The organism is Croceifilum oryzae (genome assembly GCF_030814315.1).
Lineage (GTDB): Bacteria > Bacillota > Bacilli > Thermoactinomycetales > Thermoactinomycetaceae > Baia > Baia oryzae.
In genome coordinates this window covers 130,953-149,557 of record NZ_JAUSUV010000008.1, presented here as the reverse complement: position 1 = coordinate 149,557, position 18,605 = coordinate 130,953, and the positions used below count along the sequence as shown (strand labels likewise).

General features: G+C 40.6%; 11 protein-coding genes. 2 read left to right on the top strand and 9 right to left on the bottom strand.

The annotated features are described in order from the left end of the window. Window positions 1-80: 80 nt before the first annotated feature. Together J2Z48_RS10465 and J2Z48_RS10460 are read right to left on the bottom strand one after the other, a co-directional pair. Entirely contained in the window at window positions 81-1,298 is a 1,218-nt protein-coding gene (locus J2Z48_RS10465; protein ID WP_307253285.1) for a radical SAM protein, read from the bottom strand. 176 nt (window positions 1,299-1,474) lie between these two features. Next, window positions 1,475-1,801, bottom strand: a complete 327-nt coding sequence (locus J2Z48_RS10460; protein ID WP_307253283.1) for a DUF2500 domain-containing protein — start codon at window positions 1,799-1,801, stop codon at window positions 1,475-1,477. A gap of 369 nt (window positions 1,802-2,170) precedes the next feature. Here J2Z48_RS10460 and J2Z48_RS10455 point away from each other — a divergent pair, with 369 nt between their 5' ends. Continuing rightward, complete coding sequence (locus J2Z48_RS10455; RefSeq protein WP_307253281.1) at window positions 2,171-2,347, top strand: alpha/beta-type small acid-soluble spore protein; 177 nt, start codon at window positions 2,171-2,173, stop codon at window positions 2,345-2,347. Window positions 2,348-2,444: 97 nt separating this feature from the next. On the opposite strand, the gene J2Z48_RS10450 is transcribed toward J2Z48_RS10455, so the two are convergent. From J2Z48_RS10450 to J2Z48_RS10440, 4 genes are all read right to left on the bottom strand, one after another. Beyond that, the gene (locus J2Z48_RS10450) at window positions 2,445-2,600 is read right to left on the bottom strand and encodes a hypothetical protein (RefSeq protein WP_307253279.1); all 156 of its coding nucleotides are present in this window, start codon (window positions 2,598-2,600) and stop codon (window positions 2,445-2,447) included. Window positions 2,601-2,675: 75 nt separating this feature from the next. Beyond that, window positions 2,676-2,945, bottom strand: coding sequence for a hypothetical protein (locus J2Z48_RS10445; protein WP_307253277.1), 270 nt, complete (start codon window positions 2,943-2,945; stop codon window positions 2,676-2,678). A 51-nt stretch (window positions 2,946-2,996) separates the two neighbouring features. Continuing rightward, on the bottom strand, window positions 2,997-3,191 hold the full coding sequence (locus tag J2Z48_RS15760) for an ATP-binding protein (protein ID WP_370872922.1): 195 nt from the start codon (window positions 3,189-3,191) through the stop codon (window positions 2,997-2,999). Beyond that, window positions 3,185-4,378, bottom strand: coding sequence for a sensor histidine kinase (locus J2Z48_RS10440; RefSeq protein ID WP_307253275.1), 1,194 nt, complete (start codon window positions 4,376-4,378; stop codon window positions 3,185-3,187). The genes J2Z48_RS15760 and J2Z48_RS10440 overlap by 7 nt, the downstream gene beginning before the upstream one ends. A gap of 1,365 nt (window positions 4,379-5,743) precedes the next feature. Between J2Z48_RS10440 and J2Z48_RS10435 the strand changes: the two genes are divergently transcribed. Continuing rightward, window positions 5,744-7,150, top strand: a complete 1,407-nt coding sequence (locus tag J2Z48_RS10435; RefSeq protein ID WP_307253274.1) for an RNA-guided endonuclease InsQ/TnpB family protein — start codon at window positions 5,744-5,746, stop codon at window positions 7,148-7,150. Window positions 7,151-8,700: 1,550 nt separating this feature from the next. Here the strand turns inward: J2Z48_RS10435 and J2Z48_RS10430 are convergent. The 3 genes from J2Z48_RS10430 to J2Z48_RS10420 all read right to left on the bottom strand — a co-directional run bounded on the left by J2Z48_RS10430 (window position 8,701) and on the right by J2Z48_RS10420 (window position 18,560). Continuing rightward, complete coding sequence (locus J2Z48_RS10430) at window positions 8,701-9,339, bottom strand: DUF416 family protein (RefSeq protein WP_307253272.1); 639 nt, start codon at window positions 9,337-9,339, stop codon at window positions 8,701-8,703. Next, window positions 9,305-9,697, bottom strand: coding sequence for a transposase (locus J2Z48_RS10425; protein ID WP_307253270.1), 393 nt, complete (start codon window positions 9,695-9,697; stop codon window positions 9,305-9,307). The genes J2Z48_RS10430 and J2Z48_RS10425 overlap by 35 nt, the downstream gene beginning before the upstream one ends. A 121-nt stretch (window positions 9,698-9,818) precedes the next feature. After that, complete coding sequence (locus J2Z48_RS10420) at window positions 9,819-18,560, bottom strand: DNRLRE domain-containing protein (protein ID WP_307253268.1); 8,742 nt, start codon at window positions 18,558-18,560, stop codon at window positions 9,819-9,821. Between the last annotated feature and the right edge of the window lie 45 nt (window positions 18,561-18,605).

Below are 18,605 nucleotides of genomic sequence, written 5' to 3'. Positions count from 1 at the left end.
TGTAATCTATCAACACAATGGATGACATACCAAAAAGCCGTCCAGTTCCATGCTAGACGGCTCTTTTTACTATATCGTTTTTAATAGGGATAGAAAAAGTAGACGTATTCAGCTACCTTTTGTGCATTACCACTACATTTGCATATATGTTGGTCGTTGTATACTTCAAATTCCGTCGGGCTAATTCGTTTAATCATCGCATCAGACACAATTCCGATTTCTGTAATTTTAATTATATCAGATGTAATTTTATCTAACCCTTCCCTTTCATAACATCCTAGACATATTGTTTCATTCCGTTTGATCGACGCACCGCATTGAGAGCAACTATACCCTTCCATATCCAATTCTGAAGTAATCGTATCTTGGATGTGCTCTGCTATCTCATCTGCGTCACCGTTCGAATCACAGTAACTGTATGGTCCATCATCATCTTCTTCGAGATCCTCTAGCTTATATGCTTCAAACTCTGTTGGACTCATTCGAAACACTTTGTAACCAGACAAAATCTTACTATCTGTAATCTCTTGAATCTGGGATGTTAGTTTGGCTATTCCATCCTGCCTCTCACAATCGAAACAGAAAGTAGAATTCTGAAACAGGAACCCATCACATCTTGGACAATCGGTCAGTTGACTATACTCATTTGCGGGATTATAGAATTGGCTACCATAACGGTTACGAGTCGCACAGGAACGATACACTTGATCTGGAGAATCTTTCAGATCATAACCACGCCAAATATCTGCTAGGGTGCTTGTATCTAGATTCGCTCCCTTTTGATCGTAGGGATGCAAATAGGGGGCAACAGATCCCTCTGGATCAATCAAAATCGTCTTCCCTACATATGGATCATGGTACGGGGAACCCTCTTTTAAATCGTAATAATAGACAACAAAATCGAATCCTCGAAATTCCTGATATGGATCCCCAACTATGTAATCGAAATACTTTTGAGCAGCCTCACTACCAGAGACAAAAGACAGCGTGAGATAGGTATGTTGTTCATTTCCATTATATCGTCCTTTTTGCAACCCTACAGCATTTTCAAACCCCTTATCACTATTCACATTGACTGTAATCGATCTTAGATTACTCAATGTTTCCATGTTTTGTTCACTGATAAGTGTACCGTCGGTAGTTAGGCATATTCTTTCACCTAGCTTTGTGATCGCATATGCCATAAATTCTTCGAATTGCGGATGGAGCATAGGCTCTCCTTCCCAAGCTGGCTCAAGTATTACATCTTCGTATTGACTACACTCATCGACGATTTTTTTCCATAGTTCCCACTTCATGAAGGCATGACTTCCCTCTTTAGAGGAATCCCCACACATTCGATTGGCAGGATCACGAGGCGCGGTTATTTCAGCATATATGTACTTAGGAAATGTGTCCAAATCTACACCTTCTTCTATTTGCTTATGTATGATCTAGCAACCTAAATAGGCAGAGTATATCTATCATTCCACTTCTACTTCCGTTGAAATCCTTTAAACCGAGTACCTTGAAACGTAAGTACTCCCCTATCTCCTACTACTAATAATCCAGAGTTATACATACTCATACGGAACTCCATACGATCGCCATTCTCTCCCTCAAAAGCCACAAAGGTGTATTGCTTGATAGAGCGTCGACTTATTATCATAGCATTTACCGCTTGCACAGGTTGATTATTATTACGTATCCATCTAAACAAGCCTCGAATGAGAGTGGAAATAATGAAAATAATAACTCCAGTAAAAACAATGATGAAGAAACCCATGATTAAATAACCTATTAACGATCCAATTGATTCCAATGGACTATTCCTCCTTCAGCAACGAGGCGAGGTATCTCTACTACGTACCCAGCAAATCCTTTTTCAACACATTATTCTTGAAAGTTCCTTTAGTATGCTGGACTGGAAAAGCACTCCGTGGGACTCTACTTCCTGTAAGCTCAGCAATATAGCTATATTCCTTAGTCTCCATACTTTATCAATATCGGTTCGTTAGATGATTAGCTTCCCGTAATTGTACTTCTCGAGAATATAATAAAATGTTTTTATACTCAATCATAATATATAAAATGAGTGGTGCTGTCGTTTTTTGGAAATAAAAGGTGCTGATAATTAAGCATATTCCCTTTTTCATCGACCATACTAAGGAGCAATAAAGGAGGTGCTTAAATGAAACAGAAACACACTCATAATGATCAAGTGCAAAACAGTCTGGATCAAATGAAGGTTGAAATCGCATCAGAATTGGGAGTTCAACTCGGAGCAGATACCTCATCCCGTGAGAATGGCTATGTTGGTGGAGAAATGACTCGACAATTGGTTATGTTAGGTGAAAAAATGTTGTAAATGGCTTTATAACCAAACGAGGTGCAATCTAGCGTAAACATCTGATTGCACCTCGTTGTTTATTGGATACACTCCCAGGGAACCGCCTATATCCCTTTTATGTAGCCGGAGCATTAGGTCCCTTCAACTTCTTCTCTTTGTTGGCTTCCACAGCCTCCCCCAATGGAGTTCCTTGATCTGCGAGTCGTTCATCACGTCCTTTGCTCGTTCCCTCTGAATGAATAGGAGTTGTAGAGTTTTCATATGATTTCATGGAATCCCGTCCTTTCAGATTTATCTTGCCTACTAGTTTGTTACTTTATGTAATGGATTTAACCCAGAGGGATATCTATTTCAATGAATCAACCAGTTGTTTTGCTTCCAGCAGTGAGAAACCTTTTTCAGAGCGCAGGAACTTGATTACCTCAATATCTGAAGATGACTGCAACAAGCGTTTGACTTCCTCTTCTAAGGCAGATTGATAATCTCCATCTATTTGTGTCCTCAGTTTTAAGTTCTCTTTCCTCAACACATCAACTTTCCCCTGTAGATTACGTACACTAATAGCTAAGAAAAATGCAGCGGTAGCGGAAATAAATGTGGCAATCTCATACAACATTCAGCTTCACTCCTTCTCGATTTTCTCTTATTGTAATCAACCTCTCAACCATTACGGTGCGAATCTTCTCCATAATCTTCGCCCCTTGATCTTAGGAAAAGCCAAGTATACAGAAGTTCCTCTTCCTTCTTTTGTATAAAAGTCTATTTTGCCTCCATGTTTCCTCATGACGTTGTAACAAAATGAAAGTCCTAAGCCAAAATTTTCCCTCGGATTTGATTTTGTAGAGAAGAATGGTTCTAGAATCCGTGGAAAATGCGCACTTTAGATATACCAATTCCAGTGTCTTTGATTATTAAAATAATATCTTTTCTTGTCTCATCTACTTGTATAGTAAGCTTTCCTCCACATGGCATGGCTTCAATCGCATTAGAAATAATATTACATATAGTTTCTTCTACCAATAAGCAATCACACAGCATTGTCAGAGAATGATTGCTACATTGGCTCACTATCTCAATGTTGGTAGATTTTAATTTAATCTCTAATTGATGTAGGCTTTTTCTAACCATATCCAAAACTCGATTTTCTGATAAATGTAATCCTTGATCCTTTGTTTGTTGTTGTATTCTCATCATCGTATTTTGCATTTTTTCTTGCACCTGAAAAACGACATCTATATCACTTTGTAAATTCTCTTGATTTGTAATCACTGCGTATTTTTTAATTTTATCACTGTATAATTTGATCTTCTCTAATTCATTTCTCACCCTATGGTTTATCATAGATGTTTCTGTTATTAACTGCTGGATGGAATAGTTAAGACTCTGACGCCGAACCCTTAGACGAGCTCCAATAAAGCCAAAACGGAAAAGAGAAATGATGAAAACACCGAACAGGAAAAGAGTAGCCCAGTAATTATAACGCCATCCCTCCTCAATCCCTATAATGCGTAGAAAATAACTAGTAGTTACTGCATTCAGCATAATAGGAATAAACCCCAAGCAGGTAAAGAATCTACTTCTTTTCATGAAAGGATTTTTTTCCCTAATATAGGACCACGTAAGAAGGATAACACCGAACAAAATATAGGGAACAACCCAGAAGGACGTTAGGTAATATGGAATAACAAAAACTGGATGCACAGGATAAAACATAAGCATTCCTACGATCGGAATAAAAAGGAAAAACTGCAGTATCCAAATATATTTTTTAGGAACAAATTCGGAGTACATAAATCCAAATAGAATAAAAGCATATGGCGTCAGATAGTGAGATACGAACGATGTAATATTTCCAGCTAAAAGTAAATACTGAAAAACATCGGAGTTACTTTCAAAGAGCGGTTTCATTTGGTCGTCAATGACTGCTGACAATCCTCCTGAACCACCACAAAAGAGAGTTGCACTCGCCCACCGAGCACTTGCATTTCTAAAATCAGCAAAGAGAATCAATATCCCTACAATCCATATTAATATCACAAGAAAGAGCATTTACTGGGTTCCTCCTTTGGAGATTCCCTCATTAATAAACTTAGCTATACCTTTAGTAATGGAGGCAACAGTATCTATATATTTAGCTGGACATTTCATCATTTTATATACCTTCTTATCGCTAATTTGATACACATATTTAAAATATCTGATATTAAAGATTATTAAAATTAAAAAATAATCTAACCACACAAATTGACCTAGAAGTGATTTGATTTGATTTTATGCATCTTTAGGTTTCCCCAGAGTCCCAGACCATAATGATAAACCAATTAGGATACCTAAAAGTTTAGAAATTCCAAGATTAAGAAATCTATCAACTTGGTCACCATTCCCTATTCATGTTAAGAAAAAGTTATCCACAGATAGTTGTGGATAACCGTAGATAGCAGTTGTAGTATTTATCAAATGCATATTCGTGTTGGCGGAGAAAACTAGCTTTCGACTTGGATATAAAAAGCCGACGAAAACACTCAATGTAAATAATATCATACACACAAAAAGTGCAATCGGATTTTACTCCAGATTGCACTTTTCGTTTGGCAGAGAGGGTGGGATTCGAACCCACGGACGCCTTGCAACGTCGGCGGTTTTCAAGTCCACGGAATCTACCTTATACAGTGTAATGGAGTGTAATTGTCCTAAACAGACCGCGGTTTCATGAAATATAGTATAACCCCAATTAACCTCATTTTCTATGGTTTGTTAGCAAACTCATTAGCAGTTTTGTTAGCAGTAAAATCTAGTCCTATTATAACCCCCTTTATCTGCGAAAAAAATTGATCCATTTAGGATTTCCTGCATGGCACCCAAAAACCTCTATATTAATAGAAGAAAAAATTTTTGATGCAAGGGTTATCTCCTAATTATTAGGATAAACAATATATTTAAGGATATTTTGTAATTATTTTAGCATTCCTATCAGCATCTAGATAGTCTACAATATCCACATGGACAGAAACTTCGGGGCGATTCAACGCCCTTAAGTCGAGATAGTGATCGTTACTATACGATAATACACTCGATAAGGTATCCTCGTTATTCGAGGAGGAAATTCCATGCACGAAAACCGCATGGATTAATAACATAGTGGTCGTCGATCCTGAGTAGCGTCAAAACCACTGGGGGTCGACGATTTTTATTAATGATCATTTTATTAGCGTCATTCTAGTACTACTGGTTTTTTATCATATCTATATGATTAGTGAACATACTTAGTGGTTGTGGGCTTTCCTAATATGGTTTTTCATCCTAACTATCTTAATAAAGTACTGGTTTAATGTCAAAAGCGTTTCTGTCCTAGCTATGTGGATTAATGAAGATGAAGTATACTGGTTTATTCATTTTACAAGGGAGACTAAACAGATGAAAACAAAGAAACACACTAAAGTAATGCGGTATGAAATCATTAAACCACTTGACTCTACTTGGGAAGTCTTCGGTCAAGTATTGCGCCAAGTACAATATGAGACCCGCCATGCTCTAAATAAATCCATACAACTTTCGTGGGAATGGCAAGGATTCAGCGCTGAGTATAAAAGGCAGTCAGATCACTATCCTAACCTTAAAGAAATAACTAACTATACCAATCTACAAGGCTATGCTTACAATACACTCAAGCACGAGTTCCCGAGCCTATACCGTGGTAATTTCTCTCAAACAGTTAAACGAGCTACTGATAAATGGAATTCAGACAGAGGAGAAATTCTCCGAGGCGAACGTTCTATACCAAATTTTAAAAAAGATATTCCTATTGATGTAGTCGCGGCTGCTTTTAAAGAAGGAAAAGAGCAGAATCTAAGAATCCGGAAAATACTAAGTAGTGAAGAGTACAACAATGAAACTGGCAAACGTATTCAAGGATACACCGTTAAGGTAAACCTAATAAGTGATTCCTATAAGAAAGAACTAGGACGTAACAGTACTGCTTTTGAGATGCTAATCAAAGTTGGAGATAATACACAAAAAGCTATTATCGAACGGCTTATCGAAGGGAAATATAACATTGCCGCCTCTCAGATCTTGTATCAAAAAGGAAAAGGAAGTGGAAAGAAGGGGAAATGGTTCTTAAATTTGAGTTATAGCTTTGAAAAAGAAGATGTAACACTTAATCCTGATCTAATTATGGGTATTGATATGGGAATAGTTCATCCCATCTATATTGCCTTCAGTGATAGTTATGCGCGATATCACATCAATAAAGGCGAAATAAATCGCTTTCGGAACCAAATCGAAAAGAGAAAAAAGGAACTTTTACATCAGGGTACATATTGTGGAGAAGGACGTAAGGGGCATGGTATCCAAGCACGTATTAAGCCAATTGAAGTAATTTCAGATAAGATAGCAAATTTCCGTAAACTTTGTAATCATAGGTACTCTAAGTTTGTTGTAGATATAGCAGTCAAACATGGCTGTGGAACCATTCAAATGGAAGATCTACAGGGTATTAGCAAAGATGACGTCTTCTACAAAAACTGGTCGTATTTCGATCTTCAAGAGAAGATAGCATATAAGGCAAAAGAATCTGGGATCAAAGTAATCAAGGTCAACCCTCGTTATACCAGTCAACGCTGTTCTCAATGTGGTAATATCGATTCAGAAAATCGGGTCAACCAAGCAGATTTTCTTTGTACAGCTTGTGGTTTTAAAGCCCTCGCAGATTATAACGCTGCTAGAAACATTTCAACAAGGAACATTGAAAAGATCATTGATAAGGCTGTAGGCAAAGAAATAATTGATGTCGTCGATCTGGAGTACGGTAATATCTCCTAGGGATCGACGACACCATAATCCCCATCACTAAAGGCTTACTTAGTGTTGTATATGTTTTTTTATTTAGTTTATTTGATCTGAAACCCCAGTATATTCTAGGCCACTATGGGGTTTCTGTCCTAATTATGTTGTTGATGAAGCTCATTGTTATGCTTGTGGCATCTCGTATCCTTGGACAGAGAGTTTCTGTCCTAATTATGTTGTTGATGAAGTTCCGGCAAGGAATCTCATGTTTCATACAGATGGATTTGGTTTCTGTCCTAATTATGTTGTTGATGAAGTATGGACATTTGTCCAGTAGAGGGGTGCAAGTTGGTCAGGTTTCTGTCCTAATTATGTTGTTGATGAAGGCTAGGGTAGATGTGATTAGCTTAGATAAAGACGGCACGTTTCTGGCCTAATTATGTTGTTGATGAAGTGTTGCTTAAGGATTCTATCAAGAGGAATCCCAAAAGTTTCTGTCCTAATTATGTTGTTGATGAAGATTCATAGCCTTTTTAATATTGGATTTCTCATGGAGCGTTTCTGTCCTAACTATGATGTTAATGAAGTTGATAAATAATGCTTAAATCCAAATTAAAAGCGGAACTCATCGTTTCTGTCCGTACTATGTTATTAATGAAGCTATAGCGTAATAATTTGTATAATGGAGCCATTAAAGTTTCTGTACGTACTATGTTATTAATGAAGCAAGTATCTGGTTATCTGATGCCTATGGAAATGATGGTTTCTGTACGTACTATGTTATTAATGAAGTCAGGATCTAGAACAGAAAGGATTTTTCATCTATGCTGCCGTTTCTGTCCCGTACTATGTTGTTAATGAAGTCTACGACAAGGATTACGCTGGTACAAATTTTCCAGGTTTCTGGCCTAATTATGTTGTAATGAAGTCGGTATGACTATGCCAACGGATGAGCGAGCCAATGATAGTTTCCGTCCTAACCATGTTGCTAGTGAAAGGTATGGTCTGTAGAACCACATATTTTTCTCTCGTTTCTGGCCTTACTATGTTGTTAATGAAGACCGATGGATCGACTCTAACGAGCTTCCTGAACTGACCAGTTCCTGGCCTAATTATGTTGTTATTGAAGAATACTAGTTCTTGTTAGTGTCAGGTCAGCGGTGACAGGTCGTTTCTGGCCTTACTATGTTGTTATTGAAGTGTATGATAGAAGCCTTTATACAATTCGCCGACAGTTTCTATCCTAACTATGTTGTTAAGGATGCCTAAGTACCCACGGAGAAAAAGAGAGCTTTTTTGCGTTTCTGTCCGTACTATGTTGTTAATGAAGATATCACTAAGGATTTAGGAACAGAGTATGAAGGTACGTTTCTGGCCTAACTATGTTGTTAATGAAGTACTTTGGTATCGAAAAGTACAATCTGGAGGGAAACACTTTCTGTCCTAGCTATATTGTTAATGAACAAACTCCGGCATGAGTCGGAGTTTTTATCTTTGTCCACATGCATCATACTCTCATCCAAAATCGTCAATAACAAATAAAAATCACCTCCGGATCGAAGTCCGAAAGTGATTTTTAGATTGGCTTAGGAGAATCCTAATGAGCTGGTACCTGTAGATGACATTCTCAAGCTATCGATGAACTGCTTCGATAATGTTGGAGTTTTGGAGATAAGCTCCATATCAGAAGTAATCTTCTGTAGCTCCCGAACCATCAATGGATGCTCAACAATCTTCTTTTCGCGTTCTTGATCAAATGGCGTTAGATCTAATAACTCTTGAACATACATATCCACAGTATCTACACTGACAATAGCCGTACCGACTGCCCCGTCTGCTCCTTGTGTAATTAGACTATCCAATGCACCATTCACCGCTGTTGTAGCATCTAAGGCACAAGAAACATAGATTGTCTCAAAATCTTCAGTATCTGGAGCTATATCGGTTACTTGGTTTCTTAGGAGCTCAATTTTTTCTGGATCAACCTCCTGCAGGGATAATGATTTCCACACTTCTGATAAAGCTTTTTTTAATAAATCTGGATTTCCCCAACCCGTTTCCTCATAAAATCTCTCATAGTTTTTGATCATTCTTTCAGCACATGAAGCTGAGAAAGCAGCTCGCTGAAATTCATTAAACTGTGATAGCTCTTCTTCCAGCCAATCTTGATCAAATTCGTCCAATACATTTTCACTCCTTATTCCTTGGACGCTTCTCTTCGTCATAGGCTAAAAATAGCTCCTGCAACTCCCCATTGATTGGAATACCTCCATCACCCAAGGTAACGTTAAATTTCACATCTCCGTCAACCCATACTACTCCATCTAAAATCCCCAGTATTTCAGACATTGAATCTACTTGTACTTGTTCAATTACTTTGAAAAAGGTCTTTCTATCCTCATTTGAAAGATTAGCGAACATTTTCAGTGATTCTTTCCAATATGGATCAGTAACATCCTGCTCAGTTCGGTTTATAAACATGTCTTGATAAAATGCACAGCTATCATTTATCAATTGCTTATACAGAGACTTAATCAATGTTTCTAGATTCATCTTTTCATCGATAGGATTATGACCTCTCAAATCAGAATAACCCTATCTTCCTCCCTATTCAAAGGATAGGGCGGTTTTTTAGTAACGAGTTCCGCCCAAACTCATACTTTCCTGATAAATGCAAAATTTTCTTCGTGCGCCGTATATCAGCTCATCTTCTTGCTACTTCTGGATATAGCTCTTTGTTCATCCGTATTAATTCTTGAAGACTTGTATTAGGAGCGTCTGGATAAACTCGTCTTAACTCCCATATATCTCTTGCTACTACATCCCGGGCGCTTGTAAATCCATTTGGGTTTTTCGAAACTGTCCCGCTGGCTCCCCTACGAGTATGACCGATACTTGGAACTAATATTGCTGGAGAGAGATCTCGATCATAATTGCTTACAAGCCTTTTCATTGCGGCAGTTTGCCCTACATGGTGAGCATCTAATCCTTTGTGACGGTTACCTAATAGGTCTTTGTAAAATCCTACATCATAAGCTTCACCACCACACTTATTATGAACCCAGATACCTGTATCAGAGACATAATACGTATGGAAGTCCTCAACCTCGAAGTTGTAAACAGTAGTTTTTTCTTCCTTAACTATTACCTTCTCGACTGGAACATTAAATCCATTCTCGTCCTGCAACAAATCTCCTGCATGGAGATCTTGAGCTTTTGTCCAACCTTGTCCTTCCACCCAAAATGGATGCTCGGCCGTAGTTTCAATCTTCTCTTTGCCTACATGAACAGTATAGATCTTGTCCACGTCACGTTTAAAGAGCTGAGTTACCTTCTTGTACTCCATTTTCCCAGTCTTATCGTCCTTAGACAAGACTTTGTCGCCCACTTGAATGTCTTCAATGGATTTGTTACCACGTTCTGTACGGATTAGTGTACCTGCGGCAAAACAAAGCCGCTTTCCAAGTTGCTCTCCAGCCGTCTCAATAACGTGACCGCCAAGCCTTGCTTCTTTCGAACTAATCGGTGAGAAGAGACCTATTGCTCCGTACAGCCTCGGAACATCATCGCCGGTAATGAAGTCGTGACCTGCGATTAGTACTACGGCATCATTGACACTACTGATAATCGGAATTTCAGCTACTACCCACGAAGCCGTTTCCCGTAGAGCAGACACCCATGCTGAGGGCTTACTACTGGTTGCCGACTTGGGTTTGGGCTTGGTGATGGATTTAATGGCACTCTTGGCAGACTTCACGGCCCGTTTAGTATAACTCACGACTTTCTTAACGACATTTTTTACCTTGTTGTAGATTTTATTGATGGCTCGCTTAATCGGAGCAACAATCTTTTTGACGAATTTTTTCCCTGCGTTATAAGTACTCCTCGCTACCGAGACGACAGTGTCGTATGCCTTTTGAGCGTAGGTAGACACAGTGGATACGACTGCAGAGGTGGCAGATGAAACACCCGCTTTGAAATCATTCCAATTGTTCCACCATGCGTGACCATCTGGATCGCTATTGGAAATCGGATTTCCTCCGGCATAGCCGTACAGGTTGTAGTTTCCTGCATCCATCATGAGGGCAAGATGCGCACCTGCGCCGTTATAGGAATCACTACTTAGGAAACGTCCCTCACCCGGGCGGTAATCACGGAATCCGAGATCGTATGACTGTGTATTCGAGTCCCAACGCTTGCCTTCGTAACGGAATGGGTTATACATGGCTTGATCAGGCTTGGTTGCATCAATCTTATCAACACCGGTAAACATATCCTTATCATCTTCACCATAAGGCGTAAACCCATAAGTGGCACGGATATTCCCTGTCTCATCCGTCAACATCTCGACACCGTTATTCCCTGATTCGAAATAGGAGAGTTCTTTTGTTTCTTCTTTCAACATCGTAAGTCGTTGTCCCCATGCAGAGTAAGAGTAGGACTGGGTTACTTTTCCTGCTACTTCTTCAGATAGGACTTGATCTGTATTGCCTAAGTAGTTAAAGGTGGTAGCCTTTTCATTGGCTGTGCCAGCTTTCTCTACTTTCGATGTAGTGCGGTCGAGTGGATCATAAGCAAAGCGGGACTTAATCATCGTAACGTTATCTTTGTCCAGCTTCGTATGCTCGATGGTGCGATCAAACTGGTCGTAGGTAAAGGTTTCTTTGTCTTTACCGTCTGTGGTGATCTTATCAACTCGGCCCATAGCATCGTAGATGTACTTGGATGTAAGTCCTGCCTCGGTTTCTTCAATAAGACGGTTTTTATCGTACTTGTATGTTGAGAGCACACCGTCTCTAGTTTTTGAAACCATGTTACTATTTGCGTCGAGAACATATTCCTCTGTGGAGGATTGGGTTCCTGATTTGTCATAGCGGACAAGACGATCTCGCGGATCATATGTGTATGCATAGGTGTTGTGAATAGGCTTGTTATTTGCATCTAGACCCGCATAAACGTCTTTGGTTGGGTTTCCATGCAAGTCGTATTCATAGGAATGTTTCTGCAGAGAGGTTCCATTTGTTTTCTTGGTTTCCCATTGAGAGACGGATCCGTCTGGATTATATTCGAAATCCGTTACAGTTCCGTTTGGCTTGGTTTCTTTCTTGGTTTTTCCGCTGGTAGTGTATTGAAAACCATACACTTGAGGTTTATTATCCTCAGCGGATTTCTTATGTGAGAACTGGGTGACTTGATCCAAGCCGTTATAACTGTATTCGGAGATGTTGTTGGAGTACTCCTGTTTGAACAAGTTTCCATGGACATCATAGTCATACTGGATGCTTCGTTTCACGATGCCATCAACGACTTCTTGTACTTCCTTCACTTGATTGAGTGGAGTGTAGGCAGTACGGTATTCATCCACTTTTTTATTGCTACTAGAATCTTTCATAGAAACAATGTTGTCGTTTATATCGTAAGCATATTCGAATTGTTTTCTCTCCGTATCCGAGGAACTACCTTTGTTTTGTAGTCCTTCGTCTACGTTTTTCTTCAGTTTGCCATCCGGGAAGTAATCCCAGCTCATTTTCCGTTCTACTTTCCCGTCGGAGCTGGTGCTCACTCGCTCTATCTGACTCCCGATCTGGTTGTAATCGTATTCGGTCTTTACACCCCAGCTATCTGTAACGGTTTTCAGCAAACCATTGTCAAAATAAGTGAAGGTGGAGATATTACGTTCGGTTTGCCCTTCAGACGGAGGTGTGCTTACCGAGGTGACATTTCCTACTTCATCATAGCTATAGATGATTTTTTGCTCTTCTTTGAAGCGTGGGTTGGAGCTGTTCGGATCTCTTGGGAAGATGACTTCTTTCACACGACCGAGATCATCATACGTTTTCTTTTGTACGAAGTCGTCAGCATACGGAGTAGCCGTTCCTCGTGGTGGATCTACTTGGGTCACATTACCCATCTTGTCATACGTATAACGAGTGGTTCTCGTCACACCTGCTTTTTGTGGAGATTGTTCCTCTGATACCAGTCCCTGGATGTTATAAGAAACCTTGTGGACATTTCCTTCTTTGTCCTTCGATTGAATCGTTTTTCCATCCGCATCATAGGTGGTTTCAATCGATTTCCCATCGGCATCCGTCACTTTAACCGGGCGGTTATTTAAGTCATACGTAGTCGTGACGACATAATCATTCGGGTTATCAGGGGTTTGATTCCCTTTGGGTTGGGTGACTTTGATCTGGTTGCCGATCTTGTCGTATTCATATGTGATCTTGTGCCCTTGGCTATTGGTGACGGCGACCAGTTGATTGAGTTCATTGTACGTATGAGTCGTGGTGTAATCATTGGGATCATCGGTGAGATTACCCTTTGGTTCTACTTCCTTGATGAGATTTCCTAATTCATCATAGAAATAGGTGGTTTTTTTCTCTGGATCACTTGGATGGTTCTTTGGCTCCAACTCTTCTACCAAGCGATCATACTCGTCATACTTGTAGACGAATTTTGCTCCCATTGGAGATGTTTTCTCGATCACGTTATCGTTTGCATCGTAAGTAGGTGCAGTAGTTGTGATGAATTCGCCTTTCGCTTGGTCTTTCGGCATTTTAGATCCTAGAGGACGACCGAAGACATCAAAGCTGAAAGTAGCCGTCTTTCCTTTTGGATCGGTGACTTCGACGATGTTACCAAAATCATCATGTTTGGTGATAGTGGTGTTTCCTAGAGCATCCGTTTCCTTCTTGGCTTCTCCGTTTGCATCATAACCAAAGTCAGCTACACTCGGATCTCCATAAGTTGTGACTTTTCCATTTGAATCAGTGACACTCTTTACTAGTCCGCTATTACCATGGTACGAAGTAACGGTTTTGTTCCCTTCAGAGTCCTCAACTGACACTACATTCCCGATTTCATTGTAGGTAGTTTTCGTAAAGCGACCCTCGGGAGTAGTGGTTTTGATTAACTCTGCTACATGCTTATTTAACGAATATTGATAGTCATAGCGACTGAACTTCCGCTTGGATGGATCTGAGATCGCATTATTTTCTGGGTCAGTTGTAGTAAGAACGTTGCCCAATTCATCGTAGGTCCATGTGGTGATTCCACCATTAGGATCTTTTTTCCACGTCATGTTGTGGTTTGCATCGTACTTGAACTCACTTACGTTCCCTTTTGCGTCCGTGATCTTAACTGGATCTCCTTTGTCATCCATGAGGTACTTGGTTGAATTGCCTTTGAGGTCGGTTTCAATTCGCTCTTTGTCGTTATAGGTATAGAGCATGACTTCATCTTTTTTGTTACTCATCTTGCTAACGCGATGCTTATTTTCTCCATCAGTGTAGTAATCGATCTTCGTGATGTTTCCGCGAGGGTCTTTGATCTGATTGATAACGTTGGTAGAGAGTAGGTCATAGACGAATTCGTGTGTCTTTGCAATATTGGTTCCGGCACCATCTACGAACTTCGTTAACCGATTGGATGCATCGTATGTGAATTCAATTACACGCTGTGGTGTTTCGGTTGCTGTTGGTTGTAGGGCCTTGATCTTCGATACTTTGTGATTGTCGTTGTATTCAATCGTGAGGGTTTGACGATTCTGTGAGTCGGTTACATAACGTAACAGCTTGACTGGTTTGTTACTCACGCTCTTCTCTTCGTATGTGTACCGCAAGTTATTCCCATTCTGGTCGTTTGCTTCGACTAAATATCCTTTGTCGTCAAAGTAGTATTGAGTACGATCTGGCTCCGTAACAACCCACTTTCGACTACTTGATCCGCCACTTAGATACTGGAGATAGAGCTCGTCCCCTGGCTGAGATTTGAATTCTTTTGTTGTTGTATCCCATGTAAAGGTATGGTTCGTTCCATCACTATCAAGGAGATCCATGGAACCCCGAGTAATTTTATCCTGTTTATCCGTATAAACCTGATCACCCAGTGAAGCTCCTAAACGAACAAAGCTAGAGGTATCAAGTGACCAACCGACTCCAATAGGCGAATCACTTGTATCAAGGCTGTTATAAGTTAGATTGACAGAAGTAGAGAAGTCTCCACGAGATGGGTTTTCGAAGGAAGCATAAGAGAAACTCGCATTTCCACGATATAGGTTAATCCCCGTTCCAGTTGTTTTCCCATCACTGGAAGCATGATTCTCATCCACACCTAAGTCCTTTCCACCATTCGGATCTTCGACCATGACGAACTGATTCAGAGTCGGAATCGGATCTGGGCTTTTAGATAACCACTTTCCATCCAGTTTCAAATCCCATTGTAGAATAAGCCCTTCACGGAGTTTGTTCGGCTGACTAATGGCTGGGGCTTTGATGTTTCCGCGAACGGTAACCGTTTGCCCAGGTGCAATGTTGACAGTTGCGACAGACTCATTGCCATCAGCATCAATGGGTTTAAACTGCGCACCTACACAATTATCTTCAGTCGTCCGATCGGTTCCATTCGGCAATGCCCAGTGGCAACCAAGTGAATCAGTACTTCCGTTCCACGCTGTATCAGTTGGATTGGAGAGTGTTACCTCCACAGGGTACGTTTCGCCCGACTTCATCGTGGTAGGAGTTTTCGGTGCGTAGTAGGAGTTGGCGGCCTTTTTGTCGATATAAACAACCTTCATCTTCGGCTTAAGCTGTGGAGCTAGGGTCATCTCACTACTTACTGTAAGTATTTTTTCTTTGGCTGCTTTGCTTCCTTCATCACTATGGCGGATCATGAATCCCTTATTTGCAGCCCGGTCTTTCACCCATTGAGTAGCAACCGAAGTAACATCCCAGTTTAGCCACTTTGGATCATTGGTCACATTGGTTACATAGTCGATAACAGAGGAATCAAATTCCTTATTATAATCTTTCCAGTTAGCCCCTTCCTCGGATGTAAAATCCTTTTTCAAAGAATGTACATTATAGGTGGCATTTTTGGTTCCCACGCTATCCCGTTGCCAACTCCACAGACTAAAGTCAGCGTTCACTACTTTCGCTGTACTAGGAATGGAAGAGAGGTCAAATTTGTAAAGAGAGCGAGTGGTTTCAAGCGTCTCACTGTTGTTCCCTACAGATGCCCATGGACTTCCTTCTAAATAGTCAAATCCTCTTCCCGGTACTTTGCTTGAGATAGTCGTATCAATGGCATTTTGCAAAATCTGAATGGTCATACCCGATTTCGGTAGTCGGACAAGCTGAGTCGTAGAGGGAACAATCGTACCATCTACCGTTTTCACTGCAATCTGGTAGAAGTAGGCTCGTCCAAACGGATCACTGCTATAAGAAGGAGTTGGTGTGGCCGTCGTATCTGTAAAGGTGAGTGTATTCTGGTTAGGGATCGGTGCGACTAAGGTAGTTTCATCAGGAATAAAGGCTTGATTTGTGCTTCGATGGATCTGGTACTCCACAAAGTCAGAACGTATATACCTCGTCCACTTCAACTCTGCACCGTTTGCATAGATCTTAGTAGGCTCTGCTAGTAGAACAGACGGCTTACCGTAAACTACTTTTAGCTTCGGTCGCACAGCATTTTCATCAAAGTTCTGGCTTGCTGTATAACGCACTCCACCTACTTTTTTCGATTCATCTTTGGCCTTGATGAGAACTCCATAGTTTTCTTGGCTTCCATCCACCCAAGATTGAACGAGATCTCGCGCTGTGTAATCATGCCAGCGGTTATTCACGTTAGCAGATTTATTCACCTCAGCTGTTTTCGTAAAGCGAACAGCGTCGGCGATAACGGCTCCGTCTACTTTTTTACTCGAATCGTAGTTAGAAAGGGTGATACTATGGCTATCCCCCGCCGCAAATTTAAATTGTCCAAGTGATTGGTAACCCGTACTAGCTGTCCGCTGGTTCACATAGGCTTTCGTTGTTCCTCCATTGTGGACAATGCTGTATGGAGCAGAGGTTGCACGGTCTGATGCCTTTACATTCGATGCCGCGACATCGTAAGTCCCACTTTCGTTTAGGTACAGTTTCCACGTAAAGGTATTCGTCGCACTCTTATCATTCGGTTGTGCGGCGTGATAGCTACCATTCACTCCACCCGCAACGTTACTGGATAAGTTCCATGTACCATTCTTGGTAATACCTGTACTGTCTGTGTTATCCAACACATAGGTGCTTGCTTCTACGGCTCCTCGGTAGGTTCCACCTTGGCTTGTCCATGGTACTCCTTTCTTTGCTTCCTTCCATGTCGCCTCAGCTGGGTTCCAGTCTTGAAGGACTCTATGGAGGCTGAAGGTTACATCTTGGTCGGTATCCTTACAACCTGTACAGAAGTTTTGGTCGTAATAGAGCTGTACCTGTGCAAAGTCGATCTTGCTTCCTGATGGAATGACAGAAGTATCAAACTTTACAATGGAGCGTGAAATTTGCGACGAATCCGCTCCTACGGATAGCCTCCAGTTATCATTGTAGTTCGTGGTAGGAGAGGAACTATTGATCATCGTGTCTTTGCTATTCTGGGCTCCGTTACCGGGAGTCGGTTGCAATTCCAGAGTGGGATCTATTGTGATAGGAAATGAGCGCTTCTCATTGTTTATCCAGTCTTTATCCGCAATCACACGCAAAACGTTCTTACCATCTACCTGGACAATTTCCTGTTTCACATCATGGCTCCAAGCATAACCATAGGGGGAGCTCTCTTCTTTCTTACTATCGTACATAAAGGGTTTTGGAATCTTAAAAACACCAACATCACCTTTATCTACAAATAAAACGGAGCCATCTGATTGTAACTTGGGATCGAGATCTCCTGTTTCGAGGATGAAGTCAAATACGTTACTCTCTGGCTTCTCATTTAAAACAATTCTTTCTTTTACTTTGCTATTTTCGGTTTGATACTCGATTTTACTTTTATTCAAGACATCTGGAAACGAGATGATGTTCCCTTTTACTGTTGGGGAAACTTGTGGCTTATTCGGAGCTTTTAATCCCATGGATATAGCATGCTTCCCACTCGAAATCTTGACTAATTCATTTGCTCTATCGCTAAAATACGTTTTAAATTGGTTCTTTTCGCTACTATACACGTATCCCTTTTGACTCGTCTTCGAGATGCCATTTTGGATATCTTGTAATTTTCCATCTGAATCCCGGTAGTGAACAGGATCTGAGCTAATCTCGGCTTCGATCCGGCCATCCGAAAGCTCATAGAACTTAGCATTGATCTTCCTTTGTTCTACTAACTCTTTTACTCGCTTAGGATCTACAACCTTTTTTCCTTTAGGGGCCGTCTCCTTTACTGGAAGGCTCTGTTGATTATCAGTAAACTCCTTGCTTCCATTGGTCTTTTCGGATGCGAGAGTCCATTGATCTGATAGCTTGTTCCATGTATCCTTTGCACTCATATAAACAGATAGAAAGCCCCATTCCGCGGCTTTATAGGTCGCGCTAGCAAAATCTGCCGCATGGGTAGAAGTAGGGAAAGCTGTTCCAAAAAAGATCGAAAACGACGTACTCACTAAAAACAATCGTCGGAGAAGCGATCGTTTCTTTTTCATCTTATATTCTCTCCTTTTTCATCTTATATATAATTCTATTCTGAA